The 25,868-nt window shown below is 48.2% G+C and carries 20 protein-coding genes and 1 riboswitch; of the genes, 4 read left to right on the forward strand and 16 right to left on the reverse strand.

Annotation, left to right across the window (positions count from 1 at the left end):
* Nucleotides 1-34 precede the first annotated feature (34 nt).
* From HMPREF1536_RS21715 to HMPREF1536_RS21740, 6 genes are all read right to left on the reverse strand, one after another.
* Nucleotides 35-952, reverse strand: a complete 918-nt coding sequence (locus HMPREF1536_RS21715; protein WP_028729060.1) for a fimbrillin family protein — start codon at nt 950-952, stop codon at nt 35-37.
* A 34-nt stretch (nt 953-986) separates the two neighbouring features.
* Nucleotides 987-1,895 (reverse strand): DUF5119 domain-containing protein, encoded by a 909-nt coding sequence (locus tag HMPREF1536_RS21720; protein ID WP_028729059.1) that lies wholly within the window; start codon nt 1,893-1,895, stop codon nt 987-989.
* Nucleotides 1,896-1,910: 15 nt separating this feature from the next.
* A complete protein-coding gene (locus HMPREF1536_RS21725; RefSeq protein ID WP_087880890.1) occupies nt 1,911-3,299 on the reverse strand; it encodes a DUF3575 domain-containing protein in 1,389 nt (462 codons plus the stop codon).
* A 502-nt stretch (nt 3,300-3,801) separates the two neighbouring features.
* Complete coding sequence (locus HMPREF1536_RS21730; RefSeq protein ID WP_028729057.1) at nt 3,802-4,716, reverse strand: tyrosine-type recombinase/integrase; 915 nt, start codon at nt 4,714-4,716, stop codon at nt 3,802-3,804.
* A 192-nt stretch (nt 4,717-4,908) separates the two neighbouring features.
* Complete coding sequence (locus HMPREF1536_RS21735; RefSeq protein ID WP_044193091.1) at nt 4,909-5,895, reverse strand: Rpn family recombination-promoting nuclease/putative transposase; 987 nt, start codon at nt 5,893-5,895, stop codon at nt 4,909-4,911.
* Between the two features lie 89 nt (nt 5,896-5,984).
* Nucleotides 5,985-7,667: an AAA family ATPase gene (locus tag HMPREF1536_RS21740; protein WP_028729055.1), complete on the reverse strand. Its 1,683-nt coding sequence runs from the start codon at nt 7,665-7,667 to the stop codon at nt 5,985-5,987.
* An 86-nt stretch (nt 7,668-7,753) separates the two neighbouring features.
* Here HMPREF1536_RS21740 and HMPREF1536_RS21745 point away from each other — a divergent pair, with 86 nt between their 5' ends.
* Both HMPREF1536_RS21745 and HMPREF1536_RS21750 read left to right on the forward strand, forming a co-directional pair.
* Nucleotides 7,754-8,479: an SDR family NAD(P)-dependent oxidoreductase gene (locus HMPREF1536_RS21745; protein ID WP_028729054.1), complete on the forward strand. Its 726-nt coding sequence runs from the start codon at nt 7,754-7,756 to the stop codon at nt 8,477-8,479.
* Nucleotides 8,480-8,499: 20 nt separating this feature from the next.
* A complete protein-coding gene (locus HMPREF1536_RS21750; RefSeq protein ID WP_028729053.1) occupies nt 8,500-10,152 on the forward strand; it encodes an amino acid permease in 1,653 nt (550 codons plus the stop codon).
* 76 nt (nt 10,153-10,228) lie between these two features.
* Here the strand turns inward: HMPREF1536_RS21750 and HMPREF1536_RS21755 are convergent, their stop codons facing one another.
* Genes HMPREF1536_RS21755 through HMPREF1536_RS21775 form a run of 5 tightly spaced genes read right to left on the reverse strand, consistent with a single transcriptional unit; the run spans nt 10,229 to nt 14,470 of the window.
* Entirely contained in the window at nt 10,229-10,612 is a 384-nt protein-coding gene (locus HMPREF1536_RS21755; RefSeq protein ID WP_028729052.1) for a GtrA family protein, read from the reverse strand.
* 35 nt (nt 10,613-10,647) lie between these two features.
* Nucleotides 10,648-11,370: a LytR/AlgR family response regulator transcription factor gene (locus HMPREF1536_RS21760; RefSeq protein ID WP_028729051.1), complete on the reverse strand. Its 723-nt coding sequence runs from the start codon at nt 11,368-11,370 to the stop codon at nt 10,648-10,650.
* Nucleotides 11,371-11,378: 8 nt separating this feature from the next.
* On the reverse strand, nt 11,379-12,422 hold the full coding sequence (locus tag HMPREF1536_RS21765) for a sensor histidine kinase (RefSeq protein ID WP_028729050.1): 1,044 nt from the start codon (nt 12,420-12,422) through the stop codon (nt 11,379-11,381).
* On the reverse strand, nt 12,419-13,510 hold the full coding sequence (locus HMPREF1536_RS21770; RefSeq protein ID WP_225608040.1) for a histidine kinase: 1,092 nt from the start codon (nt 13,508-13,510) through the stop codon (nt 12,419-12,421). The genes HMPREF1536_RS21765 and HMPREF1536_RS21770 overlap by 4 nt, the downstream gene beginning before the upstream one ends.
* A gap of 54 nt (nt 13,511-13,564) precedes the next feature.
* A complete protein-coding gene (locus HMPREF1536_RS21775) occupies nt 13,565-14,470 on the reverse strand; it encodes a DUF6268 family outer membrane beta-barrel protein (RefSeq protein ID WP_028729048.1) in 906 nt (301 codons plus the stop codon).
* Between the two features lie 211 nt (nt 14,471-14,681).
* Here HMPREF1536_RS21775 and HMPREF1536_RS21780 point away from each other — a divergent pair, with 211 nt between their 5' ends.
* Nucleotides 14,682-15,923 carry an Hsp70 family protein gene (locus HMPREF1536_RS21780; RefSeq protein ID WP_028729047.1) on the forward strand — a complete coding sequence of 414 codons (1,242 nt, stop codon included), beginning with the start codon at nt 14,682-14,684 and terminating at the stop codon, nt 15,921-15,923.
* Nucleotides 15,924-15,960: 37 nt separating this feature from the next.
* On the opposite strand, the gene HMPREF1536_RS21785 is transcribed toward HMPREF1536_RS21780, so the two are convergent.
* From HMPREF1536_RS21785 to aspT, 5 genes are all read right to left on the reverse strand, one after another.
* Nucleotides 15,961-17,307: a citrate/2-methylcitrate synthase gene (locus tag HMPREF1536_RS21785; protein WP_028729046.1), complete on the reverse strand. Its 1,347-nt coding sequence runs from the start codon at nt 17,305-17,307 to the stop codon at nt 15,961-15,963.
* Nucleotides 17,308-17,326: 19 nt separating this feature from the next.
* Nucleotides 17,327-18,586, reverse strand: a complete 1,260-nt coding sequence (gene icd / locus HMPREF1536_RS21790; RefSeq protein WP_028729045.1) for an NADP-dependent isocitrate dehydrogenase — start codon at nt 18,584-18,586, stop codon at nt 17,327-17,329.
* 34 nt (nt 18,587-18,620) lie between these two features.
* Entirely contained in the window at nt 18,621-20,867 is a 2,247-nt protein-coding gene (locus HMPREF1536_RS21795; RefSeq protein WP_028729044.1) for an aconitate hydratase, read from the reverse strand.
* A gap of 266 nt (nt 20,868-21,133) precedes the next feature.
* Complete coding sequence (locus tag HMPREF1536_RS21800; protein ID WP_028729043.1) at nt 21,134-22,798, reverse strand: bifunctional aspartate transaminase/aspartate 4-decarboxylase; 1,665 nt, start codon at nt 22,796-22,798, stop codon at nt 21,134-21,136.
* 37 nt (nt 22,799-22,835) lie between these two features.
* Nucleotides 22,836-24,536 (reverse strand): aspartate-alanine antiporter, encoded by a 1,701-nt coding sequence (gene aspT, locus HMPREF1536_RS21805; RefSeq protein ID WP_028729042.1) that lies wholly within the window; start codon nt 24,534-24,536, stop codon nt 22,836-22,838.
* Nucleotides 24,537-24,679: 143 nt separating this feature from the next.
* Nucleotides 24,680-24,874: riboswitch (cobalamin riboswitch) on the forward strand.
* 109 nt (nt 24,875-24,983) lie between these two features.
* Here aspT and HMPREF1536_RS21810 point away from each other — a divergent pair.
* Entirely contained in the window at nt 24,984-25,868 is an 885-nt protein-coding gene (locus HMPREF1536_RS21810) for a sirohydrochlorin cobaltochelatase (protein ID WP_225608090.1), read from the forward strand.

A 25,868-nucleotide genomic window follows, 5' to 3' on the forward strand; every position in this document is an offset into this window, starting at 1 on the left:
CTTTCTTTTATTAATTGATTAAATAACTATATCTTCAATCGATAACTCCCGTTCCGTTATTCCCTCTCTTCCACTCCGACACCTGTGCCGACAGGGAACAGGCACCATCGGCACGAAGCACGACCGACAAGAGATAAGAAGTGCCGGATGCCGGATAGCCATCCGTTTCATGGAACGATACCGGCAACCGCTCGAACCGCGTCAGGTTGCCTGCACGGTCTTCCAGTATTACCGTCAGGCCCACCGCAACACCAGGCTGTATCATGACCATTTCCGACACGTCTACCCAATCGGTATCCAGCGGCAGACACTCGCCGCCGGCCATCCGGTCAAGGACGATCAACGCCTTTTGTTCACCGGAGAAAGTCAACCCTTTATCCGGCAGAGACAATACGGCATCGCATTGTACCCCTTCCGCCACAAGGCCGAAAAGTTTCCACCCTTTCTCTTTTCCCGCCTCGTCACACCGGAACTGAAAACGTAGCTGGCTCAGCAGATGCGTAAACCGGAACGACTTTCCTTCCTGCCAGAACATATCCGTCAGGGAGCCATTCTGTTCGTCGGTCACCAGCAAATCCTGCCGGCCATCGATCGAATAAACGATCCGCCCCTCACCAGACAACTGACCTTCGGGAGCAAAGCCGCGCAGGTAAATACGACTATTGTCCGAAGGATAATATTTCGGTTCCGCCAGGCTCGTGCTCCCATCCTCTTTTACCCGGGCTTTCCATATATCCGTATACTTTCCCGATTCATTGCCTTTGGCAAAAAATACAGAGTCGGCAAAAGAAACCTCGCCCGATAGCTTCTCCGAAAAGGCACGAAGCACCAACTTTTGCCCGAACAGATCAGTAAAATCTCCGTCACTACCCGAACAGGCCGCCATTATTGCTCCTAAAAGGACAAATACAGGCAGATACCATCCTCCTCCATATCTGTTTTTAATCTTCATTTCCCTATACATTAAATATATATCAAGTATTGTCTCAGTTCCCCGCCTCACCGGTTCCTTCTTTCCAGCCGGACAGGGTGATCGTTGCACCGTTTATCTCATCATACGCGATCTCCAGGTCGAGTACGACATGAGCCGATATGCTTTGCTCGAATGCCTTACCCACTTCCCCGGTTATATCCGTAAACGAAGTGACCTCTTTTCCGTCTTTCAGAGTAAGCGTCAGGTAAAGTTCGACCGGATCGCCCTCCTCTCCTCCGTCAGACAGGCCGAACAGATTAAGAGAAGAAGTGTATACTCCCGGATTAGCTGATTCAGGCTCGAATGCCATAAAAGCCGGCGTATCGAACAATGCTTTTCCAGTCGGAATTTGTATCTGCGACGAAACGCCTGTCAACCGGCCGGATAACCCCGTCAACCGGATATCTTCCCCTCCTGTCACCTTTATATTGAGTTCCAGTGTCTTCACCAGACTGACCGGATACAGCTCTTCCACAACAGTCTTTTCTCCTCCTACATCGATCGACTGACAACCCGTACCGTATAAATTACCGGGACGTGCAATATGTACGGAAGCGGATTTTAAAGAAGAAATCAGCCGGGCCTTGCCGAGAGCCTGTTCGTAACCGTTATTCATTTCCAGTTGGACATTATCACAATCGGTATTGCATACCACTACTTTATAATGTCCCGACGGCAGTGTCCCTTCATAACCCGTAGCACTTCCCGAGCGGACTACCGGATGCCCTGTCCCGTCTTTATAGAAATAGTACGTCATACCGGACGGATAACTGCTCCGGGTCTGCCAATCCAGATGCAGACGTACTTTCCCGTTCTTCTCCCAGTCTTCGTCGGGGACATGGTAGGTACAAGACGATATTGCAAAGACACATACAAGAAATGCCATCCAACCCACTATTCCACTCTTTTTCTGCTTTTTCATATTTCTACCCTTTCCTTATCTGATCTGAAAACGATACACCAGGCTGACTTTCAGCCCGACCATAAAGCCCGTCGACGAAAAACGGCTCTCCATATAATTCTTATCGTCTATTTTATCATAACGGTATTTCTTCCCGTCGAAAACCGAACGGTAACCTGTACGTACACTCGCCTCGGCACAAAAACCATTTCCTAAAGGAATCAGGCAACCGATCGAAGCACCTAACGTCCAGAAACGACCGGTCCTGCCATAAAGCACTTCTTCATCGGGATCTATATCGCTCCCCCGCACATCGAAATCACCATATTCACCGAACAAGCCGGTGTTCAGCCAAGTAAATTTTCCGGGAGTAAGCGGCCACACACGGGGCTCGACCGAAAATTCGGATACCGACCAGCGGTCGCGTGTCTTATTCTTATAGGAGAAATCGGAATACATTCCCGATACAGCCACCGACCAACGGTCGGAAAAATAGCATTCCACCTCCAGATTAGGCATAAAGGAGCCGGTTTGCAGTTTCACATCTCCTGTACCCAACTGAATAGAAGGAGATACCGTAAACCAGGGTAACAAATTGGTCTTGACGGACATATATACAGGCGATCCCGGAATTGAAGGAGACGGATGCCGGCTGGTAACCGCTACTGGATCATCCGCTTTTGCCGGTATATCCTCCGTTACTTTATTCACCGGAACTTCTTTCCTGACAACTCGCGTTTTTTCATGTGTCGTTACAACTGTTGAAGACAGAGGAGTCCGGACTGATTTATCCACCATCGAAGCCAGTCGGTAATCCTCCAGTTCAGAAGGATCGAACAGCGGATCGTCGATACGGTATACCGCACGATCGTAACCGCCCGCCTCTCCCCGTCGGAACAGGTCTGCATAGGGGATAGCTCCGTATTTCTCCAATGCATCCCGGATGGCTTTCGGATAACGGCTTTCACTATACCGGATCGCAGTATTAGCAAACCAGGGAAGCGGAGATTCCACCAGATAAACGTGTACCCTATCCCGATAACTTCCACTACGGTCGATATAGAATGCTACACAATCACCGGGAATATCCAACCGGGTTTTCAGATAGGCACGGATCCGATTGGCACGAAGCGAGGCTTCATTGATGACTGTATCTTCTTCCGAGTCGTAAGCGCTCACATGCGATATGATCAGTAAGTGGCAACCTCCGGTCAACAGGCGATTACGGAAAGCAGGCAAATACTGTCCCATTCGTTCCAGTTGATAGGCGTTATCACCAAAATCAGCCAGGAACATATCATTATTTTCTTTAAAGGAGAATAAAAAAGATTCTGCTTTCGTATATGATGTAGTCTGGGCTTTTACTCCCGGAAAGAAAAGTATAAAAAGCAGGAACAGGCAAAGTGCGGTTCTTATTGTTTCCATTCTCTTTTTATGTGTTTGCTGTTTCATCCTGTACATCTCCCTATTAGCTTTTGATATTCAGTTTTTCTTTATTTTTCTACCCTTATTTATAAAATAAGGGGAAAGCAATAAGAAAGCTCTTTTTAGGAGAAGGATTTTACTCTTCAACAATGGTAAAAAATATAGGATTGGGATCTTTTTGAGACTCTTTTAGGGAAAAATTTAACAGAAAGGATAACAGTTTTTTTCTAACGGACATTAAAGAGATAGCACTCCCAGCCCCCTTTATGTCTGCACCACCTAAAATTTAGGTAATAGGACTATAAAACAGAAGAAAAGGTGAAAATATATTAAATCTGTGTGCTTTTTTTAATAAAACACTTTCGAAGCCTTGTTTATTCGTAGGATTCTATCTATGTTTGCACAGTACTTTATCTCAAATGATAAATTAAAGAGATTATAAACACCTCTATTTGAGATAGAAACGATACTTTATCCCTTATTTTATAAATAAGGGTATATTCTAAGCCCTCATCATAGCTTCTATTTCTTCAGTAACAATTTGAGTAGCTTCTGCCATCTTATCAAGATCAAAGGCTGCCAGATAAATACGGGTTGTTTTTTCCGAGGTATGTCCAAGTGCCTGACTGATGATGCTGATCGGCACTCCCCGATGATAAGCCTCCGAGGCCCAAGCATGACGGAATACATACGTAGTCAGTATATCCAACAATTCCAGATCGACACAGATTTGCTTCAAGTACTCATTTTCCTTTGCCAGACAAGATTTATACTGTTCGTGGGTAGCCCCCTCCGACAATATCGGAAAAAGATAGTATGCGTCCGGACGGCTATAACGGTCTATCAGCTGCTGCATCCCCAGAGTAACCTCCATCCGGATCAGGACACCTGTTTTCTGCCTGTAATAGGCCAACACTTTACCGCCCTCCTCCAGGTTCGCCTTGGTAAGATGCGCAATATCGACAAAAGGAATACCGCAGGCCAGAAAAGAAAACAGAGCCATATCGACGGCGAGTTGCTTTCCGGGTTCCTCTTTCAGTTCGAGCGAAGCCAGTTTTTTGATCACGTCAGTCGGTACGGCACGTTTTACCGTCTCCTCCCGTTTCAACCGAATACCGCTAAACGGTGATTCAAGAGGCCGGCTTTTCCATCCCAGGCAAGCACGGTTATACATGGCACGCAGGTTACTGATATAACTGTTTATACTATTCACCTTTAAGCCTTTGTTCTTCAGCCATTTCAGAAAGGCATGTACCATTTGCGGGGTCACATCCTTCAGCAAAAGTTCGCTCCTACCGGTAAATAACATAAAATGGTTTCGTACAGCCCTATACAAGTCCGCCGTACTTTCATCGCCCGCAGAACGTTTCTCCTGTTCCTGCAAGCGCATCTGTTTGCAAAAATCCTTATGTTTCATAACTTTTCCCTCAATTTTAAACAAGGGCAAAGTTACAACAATTACTCCCGGATAAAAGTTAGCCGCACAGGCGTTTATCGCTACCTGCGCGGTTAACTGTAATTGGCTGCGCAGGGGATATTCATTTCCTGCACAGGGAGAAACCGGTTCGGGTTGGAAATACGGCTTACTTCTGGTATTGTGAATGTTTGATTATAACGACTCTATCTCCCCGGCCGACAGACCGGTACATTTTGCAATGTCGGCAGTCTCTATACCCATGCTTTTCATATTGATTGCCGTCCGGCGTAAGGCTTCCGCTTTTCCTTTGGCCTCTCCTTCGGCAAGACCTTTCGCCTTTCCGCTGACTTCTCCTTCAGCAAGGCCTTCTGCTTTTCCTTCGGCAAGGCCTTCGATCCGGCCCTCCCATTTGGCGGTATTGAGGACGTCGTTCTGGATCATGATTACGTTCAGGTGCTCGTCATAAGCATGTCGTTCCTGCGAGGACATGGAGTAATACTTTAGTTTCTCGCGGGCTTCACGAAGACCCGGTGTTGTCGTGTCCGGACGGATAGTTCCGTCTTTCAGGTATTTGATCCATTCGTCCAGAGGTGTCGAAGCTACTTTATCGAACTCGTTTACGCGGATCAGGATATATTCGGGGAAAATCTCGGCAGGCAGGCGGGTGATGACTGCGTCGCGGTCACGCATGTTGATACGCAAACTGTCGCCGGTATGTACACCCGTGAAATGGTTCTGACCGTGGTAGAAATAGTCCGTACCCACACCCAGATCGAAATAAAGAATGCTGATGGAATACACTTTCTTCACTTTCTGATAACCTTCACCCAGCGAGATATGCTCGGTAATAGCTTTGGCCACTCCGTAGAGGATACGTTCGAGATAATGAACCTCACGTGTGTTCTGGATTTCAACGATGATAATTTCGCCTTTGCTGTTCAGGGCTTTGATATCTACCCGGTTGAACTTATCGTCGGCACTTTCCTGATTGCTTTCGCTTTCAAGGATTTCAAGGATACTGACCTCTTCACGCAGCATAACGGTCAGGAAACCATTTAGCACATCGAAGTTGGCCTTCTGGCGCAACAAACGCTTGATAGCCCAATCGAAACGGATATACCGGTCCTGCAACTCTTTTCTTTCATTCTCTGCCATGACTTTCGGATCTGAATTTTTCATAATTAAGTGTTTTTATGTCAGGTAATTCGCAAATATACGTAATTAATATATAAACAGGAAGAGTCGGTTCAATTATTTTCATACCTGCGTCACTCGTCAACCGTCTTTATCCAAACCCGTTTGCCATCAAAAGTGATGGCCATTTTGAGGATGTCGGCGAAACCGGCAGCACAAAGGGTAGCGGCATATTGTTTATTTTCAATCTGCTGGAGAGCCGAGGCAAGTGCCTGTTCGACCGTTTCCTTCGGACGAAGCCGTTTGAGTTCCATTATGATAGCCTGTCCTTGTCCGTTTTTGGGGCGTAGCATAATATCATAACGACCAAAGCCGGCTTCTCGGTTACTGCTGACCTCATAGTCGGACATACCGGCAAGCAAGCCGAGCATAAAGGCCTGATAGACCTTTTCCGGATCGCGTCCGGAAGTATCGTAATAAGAAAGTGAATTTATCAGGAAGTCATTCAGTAGCTCTTCGAAGTATTCGATATCCCCGATACGCAAAGCCTGTAGCATCCGTTCGAGACGGTCGTTTTTCACAGGGCCTTTATTGATCCAACTACGGATAATAGTAAAGAATACTGTTCTTACCTCCCGGTTGGGCACTTGCAGCGTATATTCCAGCAAATCTTCCGAAGTTAAAACCGGATCGGAAGCTTTCAGGTACCCGCTGAACAGCATGAATGACCAGATATTGACCGTTTCAGCCAACAAATCAGGGAACGCCAGCTTATCATTTATTACGCTGCGAACAGGATAGCCTTGTATCAATGCCTCTACACCATCGCGTATCTGCGAAGGACCGTCGGCCAACAGATGGCGCAACAAAACATCGGAACCGGTGTTTACCCAATAGGGAGCTAACACACCATTATACATTATATAATTAAGCACTGACCAAGGATTATACATCACTTCGTCACCAAACAGGTAACCATCATACCATGTTTTTACATCTTCTTTATGCTCTCCCTGAGAATAATCGTCAAGAAACCGGTCCGTTTCTTCCTGAGTGAAACCGAAAGCGCTGCAAATCGGCCGGTCAAGCAATGTAAATACAGCAATATTATTCAGTCCGCTGAAGATAGACTCCTTGCTCACCCGAAGGATGCCGGTAATGACACCACGGAAGATATCCGTATTGTCCTTGAATACAGCACTCATGAAGTTGCGCATAAAACCGATCATCCGGTCGTAGTAGCCTTTGTCGAAAGCGACATGGATCGGGCTATCGTATTCGTCAAGCAAGACAAGCGGGGGCGTGCCCCAGTATGTAGTCAGCATGGTAGACAACATAGCCAACGAGTTTTGTATCTGCACTTCCGTTGCCTGTTGTTCAACGATAGCTTTAAAAGCCGGGATATATGCAGGTTCAGTACGAGGATCTTCCAACAAATACTTATGACGCAGGAATTCGTTTTGCAATTCCTGTCCTAACATACTCAGGAATTGTTCGAACGTATCCGCTTTGCAATCTTTCAGCGTGATCAGTATCACCGGATATTTTCCCTGATATTTATCGAAATCTTTCCATTGCTCGATACTTTTCCCGTTGAACAGCGGGCGATACACATTCCCTTCGGTCTTCTCAAAGAAATAACGGAGTGTGGAAAGGTTGAGCGTCTTACCAAAACGACGCGGACGGGGAAGCAGGGTGATTTTACTTCCGTTTTCTATTATCTGGCGGATAAAGTCGGTCTTATCTACATAATAATAGCCTTCGCTGATCAGTTCTTTATAATCGCTGATGCCTATCGGTAATTTCTTTCTGTCCATACGTCGTTGTTTTTAAGCATGCATACAAAGATAGGCATATTATTCTTATATTTGTGGCTCTATACTTTATTAAACAGCGGAAAATAGTGAAAAGGATTGTTATCATTGGGGCGACGTCCGGCATTGGGTATGAGGTTGCTAAAATATACCGTCAGCTGGGTTGGCGGGTCGGAGTGGCCGGACGCCGTATCGAACGGCTTGAAGCATTTAAGGAACAGGCCCCCGAACAGACAGAGATACAACAACTCGACGTTACCGAGGTCGATGCGGTAGAAAAGTTTCATCTGCTGATCGACAAACTGGGCGGCATGGATCTGTTTCTGCTCAGTACTGGTATCGGTAGCCAGAACCGGGCATTAAACACCGACATCGAACTGGCTACAGTCAACACCAATGCCATCGGCTTTACCCGTATGGTGACGGCGGCCTATCACTATTTCAAGGAACAAGGCACAGGACATCTGGCCGTTATCAGTTCCATCGCCGGAACCAAAGGACTGGGGGCTGCCCCCGCCTATTCGGCTACCAAAAGATTTCAGAACACTTATATAGACGCACTGGCTCAACTGGCCCGGATGGAGAAACTACCAATCAATTTCACCGACATCCGTCCCGGCTTTGTTAAGACAGACTTGCTGAAAAACGATAAGTATCCGCTGCTGATGCGCCCCGAACGGGTAGCACAACGGATCGTAAGGGCATTGAGCCGGAAGAAACGCAGTGTCATTATCGACTGGCGCTATTTTACACTTGTATTTTTCTGGAAGCTGATCCCCTCCTACGTGTGGGAACGGTTATCCATACACAATTAAACGCACACTAATAAAACAAAATGGGATTATTCATTAAGAAACCTCTGGGAGCCTTACAGGCAGAAGCAAATGAGTCAGGAAGTAAATCACTAAAACGGGTATTAGGGCCGTGGAGCCTGGTGGCACTGGGTGTCGGCGTTATTATCGGGGCGGGATTATTCTCGATCACGGGAACCGTTGCCGCCGGATATACGGGTCCCGCTATCACCTTGTCGTTTGCCATCGCCGCACTGGGCTGCTGTTTCGCCGGATTATGTTATGCCGAATTTGCCTCGATGATCCCGGTGGCCGGCAGTGCCTACACCTATTCGTATGCAACGATGGGCGAACTGATCGCATGGATCATCGGCTGGGATCTCGTTCTCGAATATACCGTAGCTGCAACGACCGTCAGTATCAGTTGGAGCCGCTACCTTGTCGTCTTTCTCGAAGGGTTGGGAATCCATTTGCCACAAACGCTTACCGCCTGTCCCTGGGATGGCGGGATCGTCAACGTGCCGGCTTTCCTGATCGTTGTCCTGATGAGCCTCTTCCTGATCCGAGGGACGGAAGGGAGTTCGATCTTTAACGGGATCATCGTCTTTCTGAAGGTGTCGGTCGTATTGGTTTTCGTGGCACTGGGCTGGAAATATATCAATACGGATAATTATGTCCCCTATATCCCGGCCAATACAGGTACATTGGGCGAGTATGGTTTCTCCGGCGTACTTCGCGGGGCAGCTATCGTTTTCTTTGCTTTTCTCGGATTCGATGCGGTATCGACTGCGGCACAGGAAGCCAAGAACCCGAAACGCGACATGCCGATCGGTATCCTCGTCTCACTCCTGGTGTGTACGGTATTATATATGCTTTTCGCCCATGTTATGACAGGGGTGGCACATTACACGCAGTTCGGCGGCCAGGAAGGGATCGCCCCGGTGGCCGTTGCCATCTCGCACATGGGGAATGCGGATGCGGCAGGTATCATCCAACCGGATTATCCCTGGCTGAATAAAGCGATCGTACTGGCTATCCTGTTCGGTTACTGCTCCGTTATTATGGTCACCCTACTCGGACAAAGCCGCGTATTCCTGAGTATGAGCCGTGACGGATTGCTTCCTCCTTTCTTCTCGCATATCAATGAAAAGTTCCGCACACCGGCACGCAGCAACCTGCTTTTTATGTTGCTCGTTGGGACACTTGCGGCTTTTGTTCCGGCACGTGTAGCTGGTGAAATGACAAGTATCGGAACCCTATTCGCTTTTACACTGGTTTGTGCAGGTGTGTTGGTCGTGAGGAAAACAATGCCGGATGTTCAGCGTGCCTTTAAGACCCCGTTCGTACCGCTCGTCCCCATCCTGGGTATCGTAACCTGCCTGTGCATGATGCTCTTCCTGCCGGCCGACACATGGATACGCCTGGTACTGTGGATGCTGATCGGACTGGATATATATGCCTGCTACGGGGTGAAACACAGTAAACTGGAATACATGCAACAGCATCGCAAAGGACAGCTTTCGCTCAATATGATAGGTATCACCCTTTCCGTCCTCTGTGTGATCACCGGATTATGGCACCAGCAGACAGTGGGATGGAACGAAAGCAAGACATTGCTGATCATTTCGTTTGTCTTCGCCTTTACACACCTGCCGTTCTATATGACACGTATCTGGAAGAACACGACACAGGCTTAAAAGAACCTGTGCCAAAGCATCTGCACAACTGTGCCATAGTATATGCACTATTGTGCCACTGCATGTGCACAAAATATTACTTACGAAAGAAGGTAAGCCGTTTATTCATGCTGAAATTGACGGCACCATAAACGAACAGGCCGAGGAACTGGGCCAGATATTCGTTCATATCGCATAACTCTACCATGAGTAAGAGGGAAAAGAATTGAAGCCCGTAGGCACAACCGAAAGCGATCAGGAAAAGAGGAATCTCGCGCTGGAATTTTCCGCTACGGGCTGAGAATATCCAGTACTTGCTCCAAAAGAAGTTATTGATAAGGGCTGCAACGTATCCTGCGACATTCGACCAGAGGTAATTACAGTCCAGCCCTTCCATCAATACCCATATAACAAGGGCGGTAATAAGGGCATTCAACGTTCCCACGATGATAAAACGAAGTATCCGTACACTCTCTTTCATGCGGCAAATATACATGATTTTCGAAACAACTGGTTCTAATCCGCCGGATTATTCTTCATAAAGAACGTATCGAAGAAGGCGTCCCGATAGCTATTGCCTATCGATATCTCATATTTTCCGATAAACACGTCGTTATTGTCGAACGAGTCAATATGATCGGTATTAACGATATACGACTTATTGGTACGGAGAAAGATATCCTTCGGAAGCATCTCATGGATAGACTTCAGATTCATCTTCGTCACGATCCGCTGATCGGGCGTCTGGATCACCACATAGTCCTTCAATCCTTCGATAAAGAGGATATTCCTGAACTGTATCTTAAAATAACGCCGTTCGGCTTTCACGAAGATATGGTCGGCGGCGACCGACTCGACGAGGTTCTTGCTGTTGTCCGTCTTTAAGAGGGTGTGATAGACATTGGCTTTCACAACGGCACGTTTGAAGCGTTCTATCTCGATCGGTTTCACCAGGTAGTCGATCGCATCCACTTCGTAACTGTCGAGGGCATATTCCGCATAGGCGGTCACAAAGATCACCAGTGTTTCAGAAGGGATCATCCGGGCAAACTCCAGGCCGTTCACGCCGGGCATCTTGATATCCAGAAAAACAAGGTCGACCGGGCTGGCCTGCATGAACTTTCCGGCCGAAACGGCGTCTCCGAAACTTCCGCATAAGGATAACAACGGAGTATCCTGTACCAATAGCTGGATGGCCTTGCGCCCCAGTGGTTCATCATCTACAATTATGCAATTCATACAACTATTCATTTTATGTTTAAACGGAGATTGATCGTATATGTTATATCGGTGTCGTCTATTTGCAGCGAATGATCGGTATCGTACAACAGTTCGAGCCGTCGGCGGATATTGGCAAGTCCTATCCCTCCGTCTGTGCGCCGTTCCCGCTGTTCGGCCGGTTTGGAGTTGATACAGATAAAGGTGAGACACTTCTCCTCCACTTTGAAATAAAGGTGTACGTACGAGAGCTTCTTATTATCGTTGTTATGCTTCACGGCATTCTCCACAAAGGGAATAAACAGTAAAGGTGGCAGGGTAACATCCTCCGTATTCCCCTCTGTCGATACGATGAAATCGAAGTTATCGCGCCGTATCTTCTCCATATTCAGATAATCGTTCAGAAAAGAGATGTCGTCTTTCAGGCGGACTTTTTCCGAAACGCTGTCTTTCAACTGGTACTTCAGCAGGTCTTTCAGTTTGGAAAGGACAAGGACGGCCTCTGCCGGACTTTCTTTTATCAGCACATTCGCGTTATTCAGCATGTTAAAAAGGAAATGCGGGTTGATCTGGTTCTTCAGCTGTTCCAGTTCGGATTGTATGGTGGCATTTTCCAACTGGCCGATGCGCTGCCCGTTCTTTATGTAATCTTGGAAGACGATCACGGCAGATGCTCCGGCAATAATCAGACTCAACTGGATAACAGACGAAATGATCAGGAAGGAACCCATCCAAAATTGATAAATTTGATACTCTTGTCGGATCGACTCGTTACGCAACAGAAACGAAAAGAGCAGGCTTAGCCCTATACACAAATAAACAGAGAGTATATAAGTACCAATCTTATTTCGCAGCAGAAAACGAGGGGTCAGCACAAAGACACTCAAATAAATGGGAACAAGCAAAAAGACGCTTTGCGCAAAATCTTCTGTCAAGTTCTTTCGTTCTACCAGATCCATGTAATAGTTTAGGCCGATCGTTATCATACTGAAAACAAACAACAGGAGATGTCTGTAAATCCTATAACGAGGATCTACCAACAAACGCAACAGGAAACCGGGGGCATTTATCATAACTTAATATACAGATTTGTTTTATAAAGCGGGCCATCGCCCACCATCGTTAAAGTATAGCTGCCGGCAAATAACAGGTCGAAACGATATTTTACATCTGTCAGTTCCCGGCTGTTTTCAATATCCGCCAGCGATATCCCGGGAGAAAAACAGATACAGGAGAATAATACCCCAGCCTCTTCCACCCGGAAGAAGATCTGAAGATCCATCTGCATTGTCTTTTCCGTCAATAACTTTACATAGCAAATAGCAAAGGGAATAAACAATAAGGGAGGCACCAGTTTACGGTTGACATTTCCTTCCCATGTCAATGCAAAGCTCAGGTTTATATAACGCATCTGAGCCAAAATCAGGAAATTCTCAATAAAGGAGATCTCCGAGATCAGCAACACTTTCTCTCTATTCCCGTCATACAACTGGTAGCGCAATAGCTTACTCAACTTCATCAAGACCTTTGATGCCTGTTCCGGATTACCGACTGTTTGCTCACCGGCTTCATCCAGCATACTGAAAAGGAACTCCGGGTTTATCTGATCTTTCAAACGTTCCAGTTCTGTTTTCAGATTTACCTTTTCCAATTCGTTCTTTCGCATGCTGAATTGCAGCCACTGGCGCAATAACACAGTAAGCGAAGTTCCTGCTATCAGCAAAGCGAACAGAAAGAAATTCCCTATAATTTCTACTGCCATGATCCGGTTTTCATAGAAAAAAGAATAATGGCCCGGCTTCTGTTGATAATAATTATTTATCCAATAATCCACTCCGAAAGAAATTGCCAATATCAATAAAATAAGCAACGATATAGATCCTATGTATAGCTGATATTTATTCTTCAGCAGTAGTTTGGGTAATAAAACATACATATGCAGATAAAGCCCGGTTAAATAAGCCACCAGTAAAAATAGGCCGGCATACAGCACCATGTTATCTATCTTGTCCAGATACTCAGAGCAAATTATATACGGCATATTGAATGACACAAACACAAAGAACAGCACAAGCAACACATGTCTGCCAACCCTGTATTTGGGGGCGATCAGGAAATCGATCAGAAAACTATTATATGTAACTTCCGGTTGGGACATCATTTATTGTTTATCAGTTTTGAACTATCCAAAGAACAAAGATAGTAATATCCCTATTCAGAAACCATACTTAATGGCAACGCTGGCATAGAAGGAAGGCGAGAAATGCGGGTCATAATCTCCCTCCACCTTGAACATGGCCTTCAGCGTACGGTCGTCGTAAAAGGCGGCCCGGTAAGCAGACAGGCCGATCGTGACAGGGACAGACAGCGACTTCGTGATCATAAGCTCCGGTTGCAACCCGGCTATCACATACTGCTGCGTAAATATCTTATCCTTGCCGTCACGTTCAACAAAGGCCAGCATTCCGTTCATCGAGCCGACCAGCTTCAAACGAAACAGCTTATGCAGTTGGATACCGCCCGAAACCTCCACCCCGTCCATCATCGAGACATTGACCATATAACGTCCTTCGATCCGCCAGTCCACAAAAAGCGCCGGGAAGACCATCGGATAACCGAAGCTGGTATTCAATGCCAGCCCCATCCCCAGGTCGAGGTTATCCCGCAGATGCCAGATAGCCGCAGCCATTCCTATACCCATCACATTCTTCCAACGGGCATAAGACAAGCTTCCGGTATCCATAAAGATCCCCGCTTCCACACTAGCCAGTAACGACCACTTCTTACTAAGCGGACGAATATACGAAACAGCCAGCTGCGCATTAAATATCTGTGGGATATCCACATATCCCGACAAATTCTTATTATCCATCGAAGCATAGGAAGCGCCCAGGCCTACCATCCAGGCTGTCGGATGATTGTTCTCATCCATCTTCATCGATACGGGGATATTGACACCTCCCTGTATCACCTTCATATCGCCCTTTCCGTCAACCTTTTTATTATCGACATCCCTAAACCCGGAAGATCCGATATATTCAGCCTTCAGCCAGACCTGTGCGTTTGCTCCCTGGAATACAAAAACCACCAACAAAATCAACAGCAACCATCCTGTTTTCATATCATGCTTCTTTAATTATAATTGAACTTGATGCAAAACTAGGCAAACAGACAATGGCAGAACAGGTTAGTATACGAAGCGGCTGTAATAATATACGAAACGAGGTTTTTCGTAGACATCCGGTAACAGTAATAAAAACTACCGGATGTTTGGTTGCTACATCCGCATTTTATATCTTTGCGCCCCATTTTTCATTAAACAAAAGGCAAAGATGAACATGAACGAGTTGACATGCGGTTTAGATTTCGGAACCTCCAATTCCATTATATCCCTTACGGACAAATCGACACAAAAAGAAGTATTCTCCTATAGCGCCAGTTCGATCCTCTATTTCCCGGACACGAACGAAATGACCTGGTATGTGGGAAAAGAAGCCCACGACAAATATATAGAAGAAGAAATGACCGGCCGCCTGCTGAAATCGGTCAAGACACTGCTCCGGCAAGACAAATTCCTTTCGACCTGGATATTCGGCAAGCGGATGACACCGGATCAGCTCGTTACCTGCATCATCCGCCACCTGAAAGAAAAAGCGGAAGCCTTTACGGGTACGGAGATCACCGACGTGGTGTTGGGAAGGCCGGCTATCTTCTCGGAAGATCCCAAACAGGAAAACCTGGCCGTCAGCCGCCTGACACTTGCCGCCCGCAACGCCGGTTTCCGAAGCATCAAGCTGCAACTGGAACCGATTGCCGCCGCCCTCTCCTACGAGCAACGGCTCGACCACAGCGAGAATGTCCTGGTAGCCGACCTCGGTGGGGGTACTTCCGACTTTACGATCATGAACCTCTCACCCGATAAAGTCAGGAAGGAAGACCGGAAAGACGATATCATCGCACATGGCGGTGTCTATATCGGCGGTGACTTGTTCGACTCGGAGATCATGTGGTATAAAGTGACTCCGCACCTGGGACGGGGCGTGAAATACCAGTCGTACGACAAGGAGATAGAAGTGCCTTCCATCCTCTACCGCGAACTGAAGAATTGGGAAAGGACATTTATGCTGAAGGAAAGTAAGTTGCGCCGTTCGATGGATAACTATTATCACCTTTCGGGCAATAACCCCAAGATCGATAATGTCAGGGTACTGATCGACAACAACTATGTTTTCTCGCTGTTCAAAGGAATCGAACAGTCCAAGATAAACCTGTCGGGGGGAGAAGAGACAACGATCGACTTTGAGAAAGAGACAATCCGCATACACGAGCCATTCACGCCTGCCGAGTTTGCCACGATCATCGAACGGCATACCAGCGAGATCGAACGGTATATCCTTAAATTACTGGAAACAGCGAAATACAGTGCCGACAATATCGACTCCGTCTTTATCACAGGCGGTAGCAGCCTTGTCATTCCGGTAAGGGAGATCCTTTACCGTATCTTTGGAAAGGATAAAATACGTACGGGGAATACGTTTAACAGTGTGGCTTACGGGTTGTCGCTAAGTTATTAAAATAGTAAAGGGCGGTTCACGAACCGCCCCTACGTTGTCAACGTTCCGCAATCGGAACATAAGTCGTTTCTTCCAGCACATTCTTGTAGGCAGGACGGATGATACGTTTGCCGTCGAAATGAAGTTCTTCGATACGGTGGGCAGTCCAGCCGACGATACGGGCCATGGCAAACAACGGTGTATAGATTTCCTGCGGCAGGCCGATCATTTCATATACGAAACCGGAATAGAAGTCTACGTTCGAAGAAACACGTTTCTTCGTTCCTTTATGCTTGGCGAAACATTCGATAGCACGCTCTTCCAACAGTTCGAGGAAAGCAAATTCTTCTTCGCGTCCCTTTTCCTTCGCCAGGTCACGAGCCAGTTCTTTCAGTACGATCGCACGCGGATCGGAGATCGTGTAAACGGCATGGCCGATACCATAGATCAGACCTGTTTTATTATAAGCCTCCTTATTCAGCATACGCATAAAGTAAGTATCGATCTCATCCACATTCTTCCAATCACCGATATTCTCTTTCAGGTGGTTGAACATATCGACTACCTGGATATTGGCACCTCCGTGCAACGGGCCTTTCAGCGAACCGATACCGGCTGCGATGGAAGAATAGGTATCCGTCCCGGTCGAGCTAGTCACGCGAACGGTAAAGGTAGAGTTGTTACCACCCCCGTGTTCGGCCTGCAGGACAAGCAGCAAGTCCAGTGTACGGGCATCCAGTTCCGTGAAGTCTTTCTTCAGCATGTGCAGGAAGTTTTCCGCCAGCGAAAGGTTTTCGTGCGGGTGACGGATATGCAGCGAACGTCCGTGTGTGCTGTGACGGAAGATATTATAGGCATAGGCGATGATAGTCGGGAAACGGGAGATCAGTTCGATAGACTGACGCATCAGGTTGTCGCGGGAAGTATCGTCCGGGTTCGGGTCGAACGTGTACATTTCCAGTACGCTACGGGCAAGGATATTCATGATATTCTGTCCTTCGAGATCCAGGATATTCATCTTTGTTTTCTGTTCAAGCGGCATATTGTCGCAGATCAGGCCTTTGAAAGAGGCCAGTTCTTCCTTGTCGGGCAACTTACCGGAAAGCAACAGATAAGCCACTTCCTCGAAACCGAAACGTTTCTCCTTGATCAGGGCATGAGCCAGGTCTTCCACATCGTACCCCCTGTAAAACAGTTTGCCCGGAATGGCTTTCAGACCCCCGTTATCCGGCAGGCGTTCGTAGCCCACCACGTTACCGATCTTGGTCAGGCCGACCAATACACCGCTGCCGTCTTCATTACGCAGACCGCGTTTCACGTTATACATCGGGAACAGTTCATTATCGATCTTACAGGCATCCTTCGATGCATCCGACAGCTTATAAATAAGATATTCTTTCTTCATGACTATTTGTTTTATGAGGTTACAATAAAGATATGATACAATCACCAAATTCCTTGGTGCCAAGAGATTTTCCTTCCGGCATGAAACGCGCCAGGTCATTCGTCGCTTCTCCTTTCGAGAACGCTTTTTCCATAGCGGCAGTGATCAGGTCGGCCGCTTCATTCCACCCCATATATTCGAGCATCATCACGGACGAGAGCAAGAGCGACGACGGGTTGACGACGTTCTTTCCGGCAATGTTGGGTGCCGTGCCATGTGTCGCTTCGAAGATGGCATAACCGCTGTCGTAATTGATATTGGCACCCGGGGCTATTCCGATACCGCCTACCATAGCCGCCAGCTGGTCGGAGATATAATCGCCGTTCAGGTTGAGCGTGGCAATCACGGAATATTCTTCCGGGATCAGCAGGGTGTTTTGCAGGAAAGCGTCGGCAATGACATCCTTGATGATGACTTTTCCGGCAGCGGATGCTTCGAACATCACCTTAACGGCTTCGGCTTCCCCTTTTTCCTTTTTGATCTTTTCGTATTGCGGCCAGGTGAATGTCTTGTCGCCGAATTCGCGTTCTGCCAGCGCATACCCCCAGAGCTTAAAGCCACCTTCGGTAAACTTCATGATATTGCCTTTATGCACCAGCGTCACGCTCGGCAGTTTGTTTGTCAGGGCAAACTCGATGGCGGCACGTACCAGGCGTTCGGTTCCTTCCACGGAAACGGGTTTTACACCAAATGAAGAGGTTTCAGGGAAGCGCACTTTGGTCACTCCCATCTCTTCGGTCAGGAACTTAAGGAATTTACGGGCTTCGGGTGTGCCCTGCTGCCATTCGATGCCGGCATAGATATCTTCGGTATTCTCACGGAAGATATACATATCCACCTTCTGCGGTTCGCGTACCGGAGAGACAACGCCTTTGAACCAGCGGACGGGACGCAGGCAGACATACAGGTCGAGCGTTTGCCGCAAAGCGACGTTCAGGGAACGGATGCCACCGCCGATCGGGGTGGTAAGCGGGCCTTTGATACCGACCATATATTCGCGGAAAGCATCCATCGTTTCATCGGGAAGCCAGCTTCCGGTCTTATGAAATGCTTTCTCACCGGCCAGTACTTCTTTCCATTCGATGGCACGGCGGCCACCATACGCCTTTTCAATAGCGGCGTTCACTATCTTCTGGCTGACCGGAGTAATCTCAGCCCCTACGCCATCCCCCTCGATAAAAGGGATCGTTACCTTGTCGGGAACGATCAGATGGTCGTTTTGTTTTGTTATTTTATGCATGTTACTAGCTTATTAGTTGTTTTAAATGTCCCTGTTAATGTGCCATATTCAATGCCGATCCGGCCTTAAACCATTGTATCTGCAAATCATTGTAAGTGTGATTTACGGGGAACGACTCCTGTGTGCCGTCGGCATGCGTAAGGACTGCCGTCAACGGCTTGTCGGGTGCAAAGTCTTTCAGGCCGGTGATCGAGATATGGTCGTTTTCACGGATCTTATTATAATCGTCCTTATCTGCGAAGGTCAGGGCAAGCATTCCCTGTTTCTTCAGGTTCGTTTCGTGGATACGGGCGAAACTCTTGGCCAGGATCACCTTTACATTCAGGAAGCGGGGTTCCATAGCGGCATGCTCACGGGAAGAACCTTCACCATAATTTTCTTCGGCAACCACGATGGAAGAAATGCCCTTTGCCTTGTATTGTTTGGCTACGGCAGAAACGGCTTCATACTCGTTATTGAGCTGGTTCAATACTGCATTCGCTTTCCCGTTGAACGCATTTATCGCACCCATCAGCATATTGTCGGAGATATTTTCCAGATGACCGCGGAAACGAAGCCACGGGCCGGCCATCGAAATATGGTCTGTCGTACATTTGCCTTCCGCTTTGATCAGCAGCGGCATATCCAACAAATCGCCGCCGTCCCACGGGGCGAAAGGATGCAACACCTGCAAACGGCTGGACTCGGGATTGATCTTCACATCCGCATTCTTTCCGGTCGGAGCCAGATAGCCATTATCCTTTACATCGAAGCCATTGGGCGGGAAGTCGGTACCCTGCGGTTCACGGAGCTTCACTTCGCGGCCGTCGGCAGTCTTTAACGTATCGGTCAGCGGATTGAAACACAGGTCGCCGGCGATGGTCAATGCCAGCGTCAGTTCCGGGGAAGCGACAAAGGCGTGGGTATTCGGATTACCGTCCGCACGCTTGGCGAAGTTACGGTTGAAGGAAGTCACGATCGAGTTCTTGCGCGTGTTGTCGTCGGTATGGCGTTTCCATTGGCCGATACACGGGCCGCAGGCGTTAGCCATGATCGTGGCGCCCACTTTTTCAAAGTCGCCGATGATGCCGTCTCGTTCGGCGGTATAGCGTATCTGTTCCGATCCCGGATTGATGATCAGCGGGGCGGCGACAGGTATCTTGTCTTCAAAAGCTTGGCGGGCGATGGATACGGCACGGCTCAGATCCTGGTAGGATGAGTTCGTACACGAACCGATCAGGCCTACTTCCATCTTACGGGGATAGCCGTTGGCTTTTACCTTGGCGGCAAACTCGGAGATAGGAGTTGCGGCATCCGGGGTGAACGGTCCATTGATATGCGGTTCCAATTCGGAGAGGTTGATAACGATCACACGGTCGTAATACTCATCCGGCTGTGCCCTCACTTCCATATCGGCCTCCAGGTAATCCTGGATAGCATCGGCCCAGGCGGCAATGGTATCGCGTCCGGTAGCACGCAGGTAAGTAGCCATATTCAGGTCGTAAGGGAATAAAGAAGTGGTTGCGCCTACCTCGGCTCCCATGTTACAGATCGTCGCCTTTCCGGTGGCAGAGATAGAAGAAGCACCCTCGCCGAAATATTCGATGATGGCATTCGTTCCGCCTTTCACCGTCAGGATACCGGCCAGCTTCAGGATCACATCCTTCGGAGAAGCCCAGCCGCTGAGACGGCCTGTCAGCTTGACACCGATCAGTTTCGGCATCTTCAGTTCCCATTCCATGCCGGTCATTACATCGACGGCATCGGCACCGCCTACTCCGATGGCTACCATTCCCAGACCACCGGCATTCGGTGTGTGGGAGTCTGTTCCGACCATCATTCCGCCGGGGAAAGCATAGTTTTCCAAAACCACCTGGTGGATAATACCGGCTCCCGGTTTCCAGAAACCGATACCGAACTTATCGGACACGGAATGCAGGAAATCGTAGACTTCGCTATTCCCTTTCGTAGCCGTTTCTATATCGGCTTTCGCACCGATATTCGCCTGGATCAGGTGATCGCAGTGGACGGTTGCCGGAACAGCGGATTTATCTTTACCCGCATTCATAAATTGCAGCAAAGCCATCTGTGCCGTTGCATCCTGCATGGCTACACGGTCGGGACGGAAGTTCACATAATCGTCTCCACGCCGGAACAGGCGCAGGGCATCTTCGTCATATAAATGAGCATATAAGATCTTTTCGGCCAATGTCATCGGGCGGCCAATCTTTTCGCGGGCAGTATCTACCCTTTTCGGGAAACTGGAATAAAAGCTTCTCAGCATTTCAATGTCGTACACCATATCGTAATCTTATTAGTTGTTGTTTGTCAGAATGTTTTCATGCAAATATACCGGTCTGTCATCGAACGGAATGTAATATATAAGACACTTCTCTCTGTTAGCATATTTGATTTAATTCCTAACAAATATATATTTTATTAAAACATCTCTCATTCGATAATTTCTATGGACGGATAGAGGATGTCTATCATAAAAGAAAGTTCGCCTTACGTCTACTTATAGAACGCAAGGCGAACTCGTTTTGTTCAGCGATTACTGCTGTTTATTTAATTATTGTTTTTATTTCTTTCCGACTCTTTCCATTTATCGGCATAGCTATGAAGAATAGAGGCTATCCCCTCTCCAATCCGTGCATAATCTTCCGCTTTCAGGTTGGCCAGCGACGCGCGGATAGACCATTCGGGAGCATCGAAACCGCCGCCGTTGAGAAGAACCAGCGAAGTCTCCTGCGCCAGACGGAACACCACGTCGACCGGTTCGTAGTTGGCTTTCAGGTATTCCACGAAATCGTCGCCGTAGAATTTCTTTGCCCATACTTCCATATCGATCTCGCTGTAATAACCGGCACGAAGCGGGTCGTCCAGCAAGGTAAACCCGGTGCTTTCCCAAAGCGTATGCAGGCGTTCGTGGATGATCTCGACCATGCGCGACTGATACAGGTTCTCGGTATCCAGCAGGGAGAAAGCGGCAAACAAGGCCATTTGTGTCTGTTGCGGCAGGGATAGTCCGGCAGTATGGTTAAGTGCCACCTGACGGCTGTCGGCCACCATACGGTCGATGAACTTCATCTTCGACGGATCGAGCATGATGCTGCCGTACCGTTTTGTCAACAGGGCTTTCTTGTCATCCGGCAGGCCGGCAATCATCCGGTCGTAAATATTATCTTCGTGCAATGAAACCACCGCCAGACGCCAGCCTGTCGCCCCGAAATATTTGGAGAAAGAATAAACACATAAAGTATTGGCGGGCAAGTCGGCCATCAGCGAACGGAAGCCGGGAACGTAAGTGGCATAGACATCATCGGTAATGATCATCAGGTTTGGATTATCGTTCGTGACGATGTCGACAATACGTTCCGTTAATCCCTGTGTCAACGCATAAGAAGGCGGATTGCTCGGATTAACGATAAAGGCCGCTTTGACGGAAGGGTCTTTCAACACATCCAGGTCTTTTTCCTGATACTGCCAGGTGTGATAACCGTCGCCCGTCATCTTCAGGGCATGGATCTCGGTTACGTCAAACTGGTAACGGATCTGTTCGGGTATTTCGATATAGGGAGTGAAGACCGGAGCGAAAAGGACGATCTTATCCCCTTTGTTCAGCAGGAAGTTTTGTTGCAGGGAGTCGAAAACATAACACATACCGGCTGTACCCCCTTCGGTGGCGAACAGGTCGAACTTGCCTTCAGGCGGAAGATTGTTGCATAAGGCCTGCTTCAGATAGTCTTCGACCAGCACTTCCGTATATTTCAGTATGCGGTCGGGAACAGGATACTGGTCGCCGATCACGCCCTCGGCCCATTCATGCACCAGGTCGTTTTCATCGACACCTTTCTCGTGTACCATATAATTATAGGTATCGCGTAAAAGCCGGGAACCGGGTGTTCCTTCATGTTTGTCGAGGAACTCCCTGAAACGGTAGGCGATACCCGGTTTCTGAGGGATACCGGCCAGGCCGACCATCCCGTCTTCCAGCTTCGTTCCCCGGCGGCATTCTTCCATTCCGAACTGGCCGAGCAGAAAGAAAGCTTCGCGTGGCGTGGTGGCGATCCAGTTAGGATTACCCCGTCCGGCATTCAACATGATATGAGTACTTTTGCGGGCACTCTCGTCGGCCAGTTCAATCAGGATGTTCTTCAGTTCGAAAGGACTGATCTCCGACATTTTCTTTTCGTATTCACGGGTGACTACGATTTTCTTGTTTTCTTCCATATTATATATAATGTATAAGTAATTAGTATCAGGATCGTCAGCTCATCAACAAGACGATGACCACTCCCCAGATGATCAGCAGGGTATTACCTACTGCGTATGTAACGGTATATCCCAGGGCAGGCGTCTGGCTTTCAACGGCATCTTCCACAGCTCCGAGGGCGGCGGTCGTTGTCCGTGCACCGGAAGTACAGCCGAGTGTTATTGCCGGATGGAACTTAAAGAGATAGCGCCCCATCAGGACACCTACGATCAGTGGCAGGGTCGTTGCCAGCGCACCGATCACGAACAGGCTCACGCCCACTTCCTTAAAACCGGTTACGAAACTCGGCCCGGCAGTAATGCCGACAACGGCAATGAACATATTCAACCCAACGTTATTCAGAACCCAAAGCGATGGTTCCGGAATACGCCCGAAGGTAGGATGTTTGGAACGAAGCCACCCGAACACCAGTCCGGCTATCAGGGCACCGCCGCTGGTACTGAGGCTGACAGGTATATCTCCGAAATGAAGTGCCAGCGAACCGATCACACCCCCCAGGAAGATACCCAACCCTACGAAGACCATATCCGTCTGATTGGTCGGACGGTCGGCATAACCTAAAGTGGTTGCCGCTTCATTCACTTCCATCTTGGTTCCGACCAGTTCGAGCATATCCCCCGGATCGATGGTTGTCGCAGCGAGGACGGGAATACTGATGCCCGCCCGTTTAATACTTTTAATGCTGACGCCATGCATCACTTTCTCCTTACGCAGACGGGCAACCGTCATACCGGCAAATTTCTTGCGCGAGATCAGGACGGGCAATGTCTCGGCCGGGAAGTCCAGCAATTCGATATCGTTCACCTCTTCCCCGATCCAGTTTTCCTCACCGATCACAAACTCACGACGGCCGCTCAGTACGACTTCATTCCCTTTCATAAGCATCAGATCGGGTTTTACCTCATAAACGATATTATTGATACGGACACGTTCGACAAACAAACGCCGTCCCTCTGCTTCCAGGTAATCTTCCAGTTCCTGTACCGTTTTACCGGCACCGAACCAGTCGTTACTGATCTTATAGGCACGGAAGGTGATCGGACGGGCGGCCGGCATAAAGCCCGGTTGATCGCTCTCGTCGTCAGTTCCCATCTTAGCTTCCAGCTCTTTGCAGGCTTTCTTCACGGAAGCTAATCCCCCCAGAAAACGCGGGGCGATATCACTCATGATCCAGGCGGAACCGGCCGTACCGAAAATATAGGAAACGGCATAAGCCACAGGCATCACGTTTATCATCGAGGTTTTATCCGCTGCACTCAATCCGCCCTGATTGATCGTATCTTCCGCCACGCCCAATACGGCGGAGATGGTCTGCGAACCGGCCAGTAACCCGGCTGCTTCCCCTGCATTGTATCCCATCAGCTTAGCCAACAGAAAAGGAACGAACAGGCAGAACAGGCACATCAGTGCGGCAAAAAGCACCTGCGGAAGTCCTTCTTTCTTCAATCCACGGAAGAACTGGGGCCCTACACTGTAGCCTACGGCAAAGAGGAACAGCAGAAAGAATACTGATTTGATAGGTGCCCCGATATCGATATGCAGCTGTCCGATCAAAACTCCGACCAGCAGGACACTGGTGACGGTACCCAACGAAAATTTCCCGATTTTAAACTTCCCGATCCAGAAGCCGAAAGCCAGTGTGAGAAAGATGGCCAGCTCCGGATAGTGTTTGAGTAAATCTACAAACCATTCCATATATAAATTGTTTGGCGTTAATACTAAACAGACATTTTATGTCCGGTTTTTTATTTGTTGTAATGAAACAGGAGCTATTACATAGTTGTTCCGAGAGAACCAATTAAGATAGTATAAAATCCCGTTCTTTTTAAATAATTTTCTATCTTTGCCCCCGCTTAGGTGATACGACGACTTCCGGTTGTCGTATAAAAGGGAATCCGGTGTGAATCCGGAACAGTGCCCGCTACTGTGAAGCCCATTATAAAAGGAAAGCATTCTTACACCACTGTCCGCATCAGGACGGGAAGGTCGCTTTCCGGGCAAGTCAGGAAACCTGCCAGGCATATAGTTAATTCGTTCTCCCGGGGTCAGGAGGGCTATTATGAACATACAAACAAATCTCTTTTAATGAAAAAGAAAAATCTGCTGGCAGCCCTTCTTGTAGGCTGTTTGATGAGTATCTCTATGGTACATGCAGGCGTTCCCCACGATGAAGAAGGCAACTTCAAGTCATCCGACTTCTTTGCCTCCATGCAAACCGGCGACAAAGCCGCTGTCCTGATGGTTCATTTCGGAACCACTTACGACGAAACCCGTGCGCTTACTATCGACGCCATCAACGAGAAGGCACGTGAGGCCTTCGAAGGCACGGAAGTGCGGGAAGCCTACACCTCACGGATCATTATGCGCCGCCTCAAAGCACGCGGCATTGAAAAGCTAAACCCGGCCGAAGCACTGAAACAACTGAAAGCGGAAGGCTTCACCCACATCCTTATCCAGTCGACCAACATCATCGAAGGGGTGGAAATGGAATCGCTGCGTAAAGATGTAGCCTCCCTGGAAAAGGAATTCAAAGACGTACGCATCGGCAATCCGCTGCTTTACATGCCTGAAGATTACGAAGCTGTCATTGCCGCCATTGCAAAGAAAGGAGCCAAAGAAGGCGCTACCGTCCTGGTCGGTCACGGAACATACACTCCTTCCACCGCCCAATATGCCATGACCGATTATATGCTGAAAGACAAAGGATATACCAACTTCCACGTCGGGACGATCGAAGGTTATCCTTCATTCGACAACATGCTTGCCAAACTGAAAGCCAGCGGTGTGAAGAAGGTTATGCTCATGCCTTTTATGTTCGTTGCGGGCGACCATGCCAACAACGACATTGCCGGCGACTGGAAGAAAGAGCTGGAAGACAATGGCTACGAAGTTTCCGTCCTGATGGAAGGTCTCGGACAGAATCCCGATATACAGAACATTTTCATCGAACACGCCCGCTTTGTTGCAAAGCATAAGATGATCGACATCATGGATAAAAAGAAAGCATACGCAACTGATAAGGATTGA

Origin of the sequence: Parabacteroides gordonii MS-1 = DSM 23371 (assembly GCF_000969825.1) — a bacterium.
GTDB lineage: Bacteria > Bacteroidota > Bacteroidia > Bacteroidales > Tannerellaceae > Parabacteroides > Parabacteroides gordonii.

Bases quoted from the DNA above. Each gene is read 5' to 3' on its own strand.
- HMPREF1536_RS21715 (WP_028729060.1), bottom strand. From the start codon at position 952: ATGAAGATTAAAAACAGATATGGAGGAGGATGGTATCTGCCTGTATTT.
- HMPREF1536_RS21720 (WP_028729059.1), bottom strand. From the start codon at position 1,895: ATGAAAAAGCAGAAAAAGAGTGGAATAGTGGGTTGGATGGCATTTCTT.
- HMPREF1536_RS21725 (WP_087880890.1), bottom strand. From the start codon at position 3,299: ATGGAAACAATAAGAACCGCACTTTGCCTGTTCCTGCTTTTTATACTT.
- HMPREF1536_RS21730 (WP_028729057.1), bottom strand. From the start codon at position 4,716: ATGAAACATAAGGATTTTTGCAAACAGATGCGCTTGCAGGAACAGGAG.
- HMPREF1536_RS21735 (WP_044193091.1), bottom strand. From the start codon at position 5,895: ATGAAAAATTCAGATCCGAAAGTCATGGCAGAGAATGAAAGAAAAGAG.
- HMPREF1536_RS21740 (WP_028729055.1), bottom strand. From the start codon at position 7,667: ATGGACAGAAAGAAATTACCGATAGGCATCAGCGATTATAAAGAACTG.
- HMPREF1536_RS21750 (WP_028729053.1), top strand. From the start codon at position 8,500: ATGGGATTATTCATTAAGAAACCTCTGGGAGCCTTACAGGCAGAAGCA.
- HMPREF1536_RS21755 (WP_028729052.1), bottom strand. From the start codon at position 10,612: ATGAAAGAGAGTGTACGGATACTTCGTTTTATCATCGTGGGAACGTTG.
- HMPREF1536_RS21760 (WP_028729051.1), bottom strand. From the start codon at position 11,370: ATGAATTGCATAATTGTAGATGATGAACCACTGGGGCGCAAGGCCATC.
- HMPREF1536_RS21765 (WP_028729050.1), bottom strand. From the start codon at position 12,422: ATGATAAATGCCCCCGGTTTCCTGTTGCGTTTGTTGGTAGATCCTCGT.
- HMPREF1536_RS21770 (WP_225608040.1), bottom strand. From the start codon at position 13,510: ATGATGTCCCAACCGGAAGTTACATATAATAGTTTTCTGATCGATTTC.
- HMPREF1536_RS21775 (WP_028729048.1), bottom strand. From the start codon at position 14,470: ATGAAAACAGGATGGTTGCTGTTGATTTTGTTGGTGGTTTTTGTATTC.
- HMPREF1536_RS21780 (WP_028729047.1), top strand. From the start codon at position 14,682: ATGAACATGAACGAGTTGACATGCGGTTTAGATTTCGGAACCTCCAAT.
- HMPREF1536_RS21785 (WP_028729046.1), bottom strand. From the start codon at position 17,307: ATGAAGAAAGAATATCTTATTTATAAGCTGTCGGATGCATCGAAGGAT.
- icd (WP_028729045.1), bottom strand. From the start codon at position 18,586: ATGCATAAAATAACAAAACAAAACGACCATCTGATCGTTCCCGACAAG.
- HMPREF1536_RS21795 (WP_028729044.1), bottom strand. From the start codon at position 20,867: ATGGTGTACGACATTGAAATGCTGAGAAGCTTTTATTCCAGTTTCCCG.
- HMPREF1536_RS21800 (WP_028729043.1), bottom strand. From the start codon at position 22,798: ATGGAAGAAAACAAGAAAATCGTAGTCACCCGTGAATACGAAAAGAAA.
- aspT (WP_028729042.1), bottom strand. From the start codon at position 24,536: ATGGAATGGTTTGTAGATTTACTCAAACACTATCCGGAGCTGGCCATC.
- HMPREF1536_RS21810 (WP_225608090.1), top strand. From the start codon at position 24,984: ATGGTACATGCAGGCGTTCCCCACGATGAAGAAGGCAACTTCAAGTCA.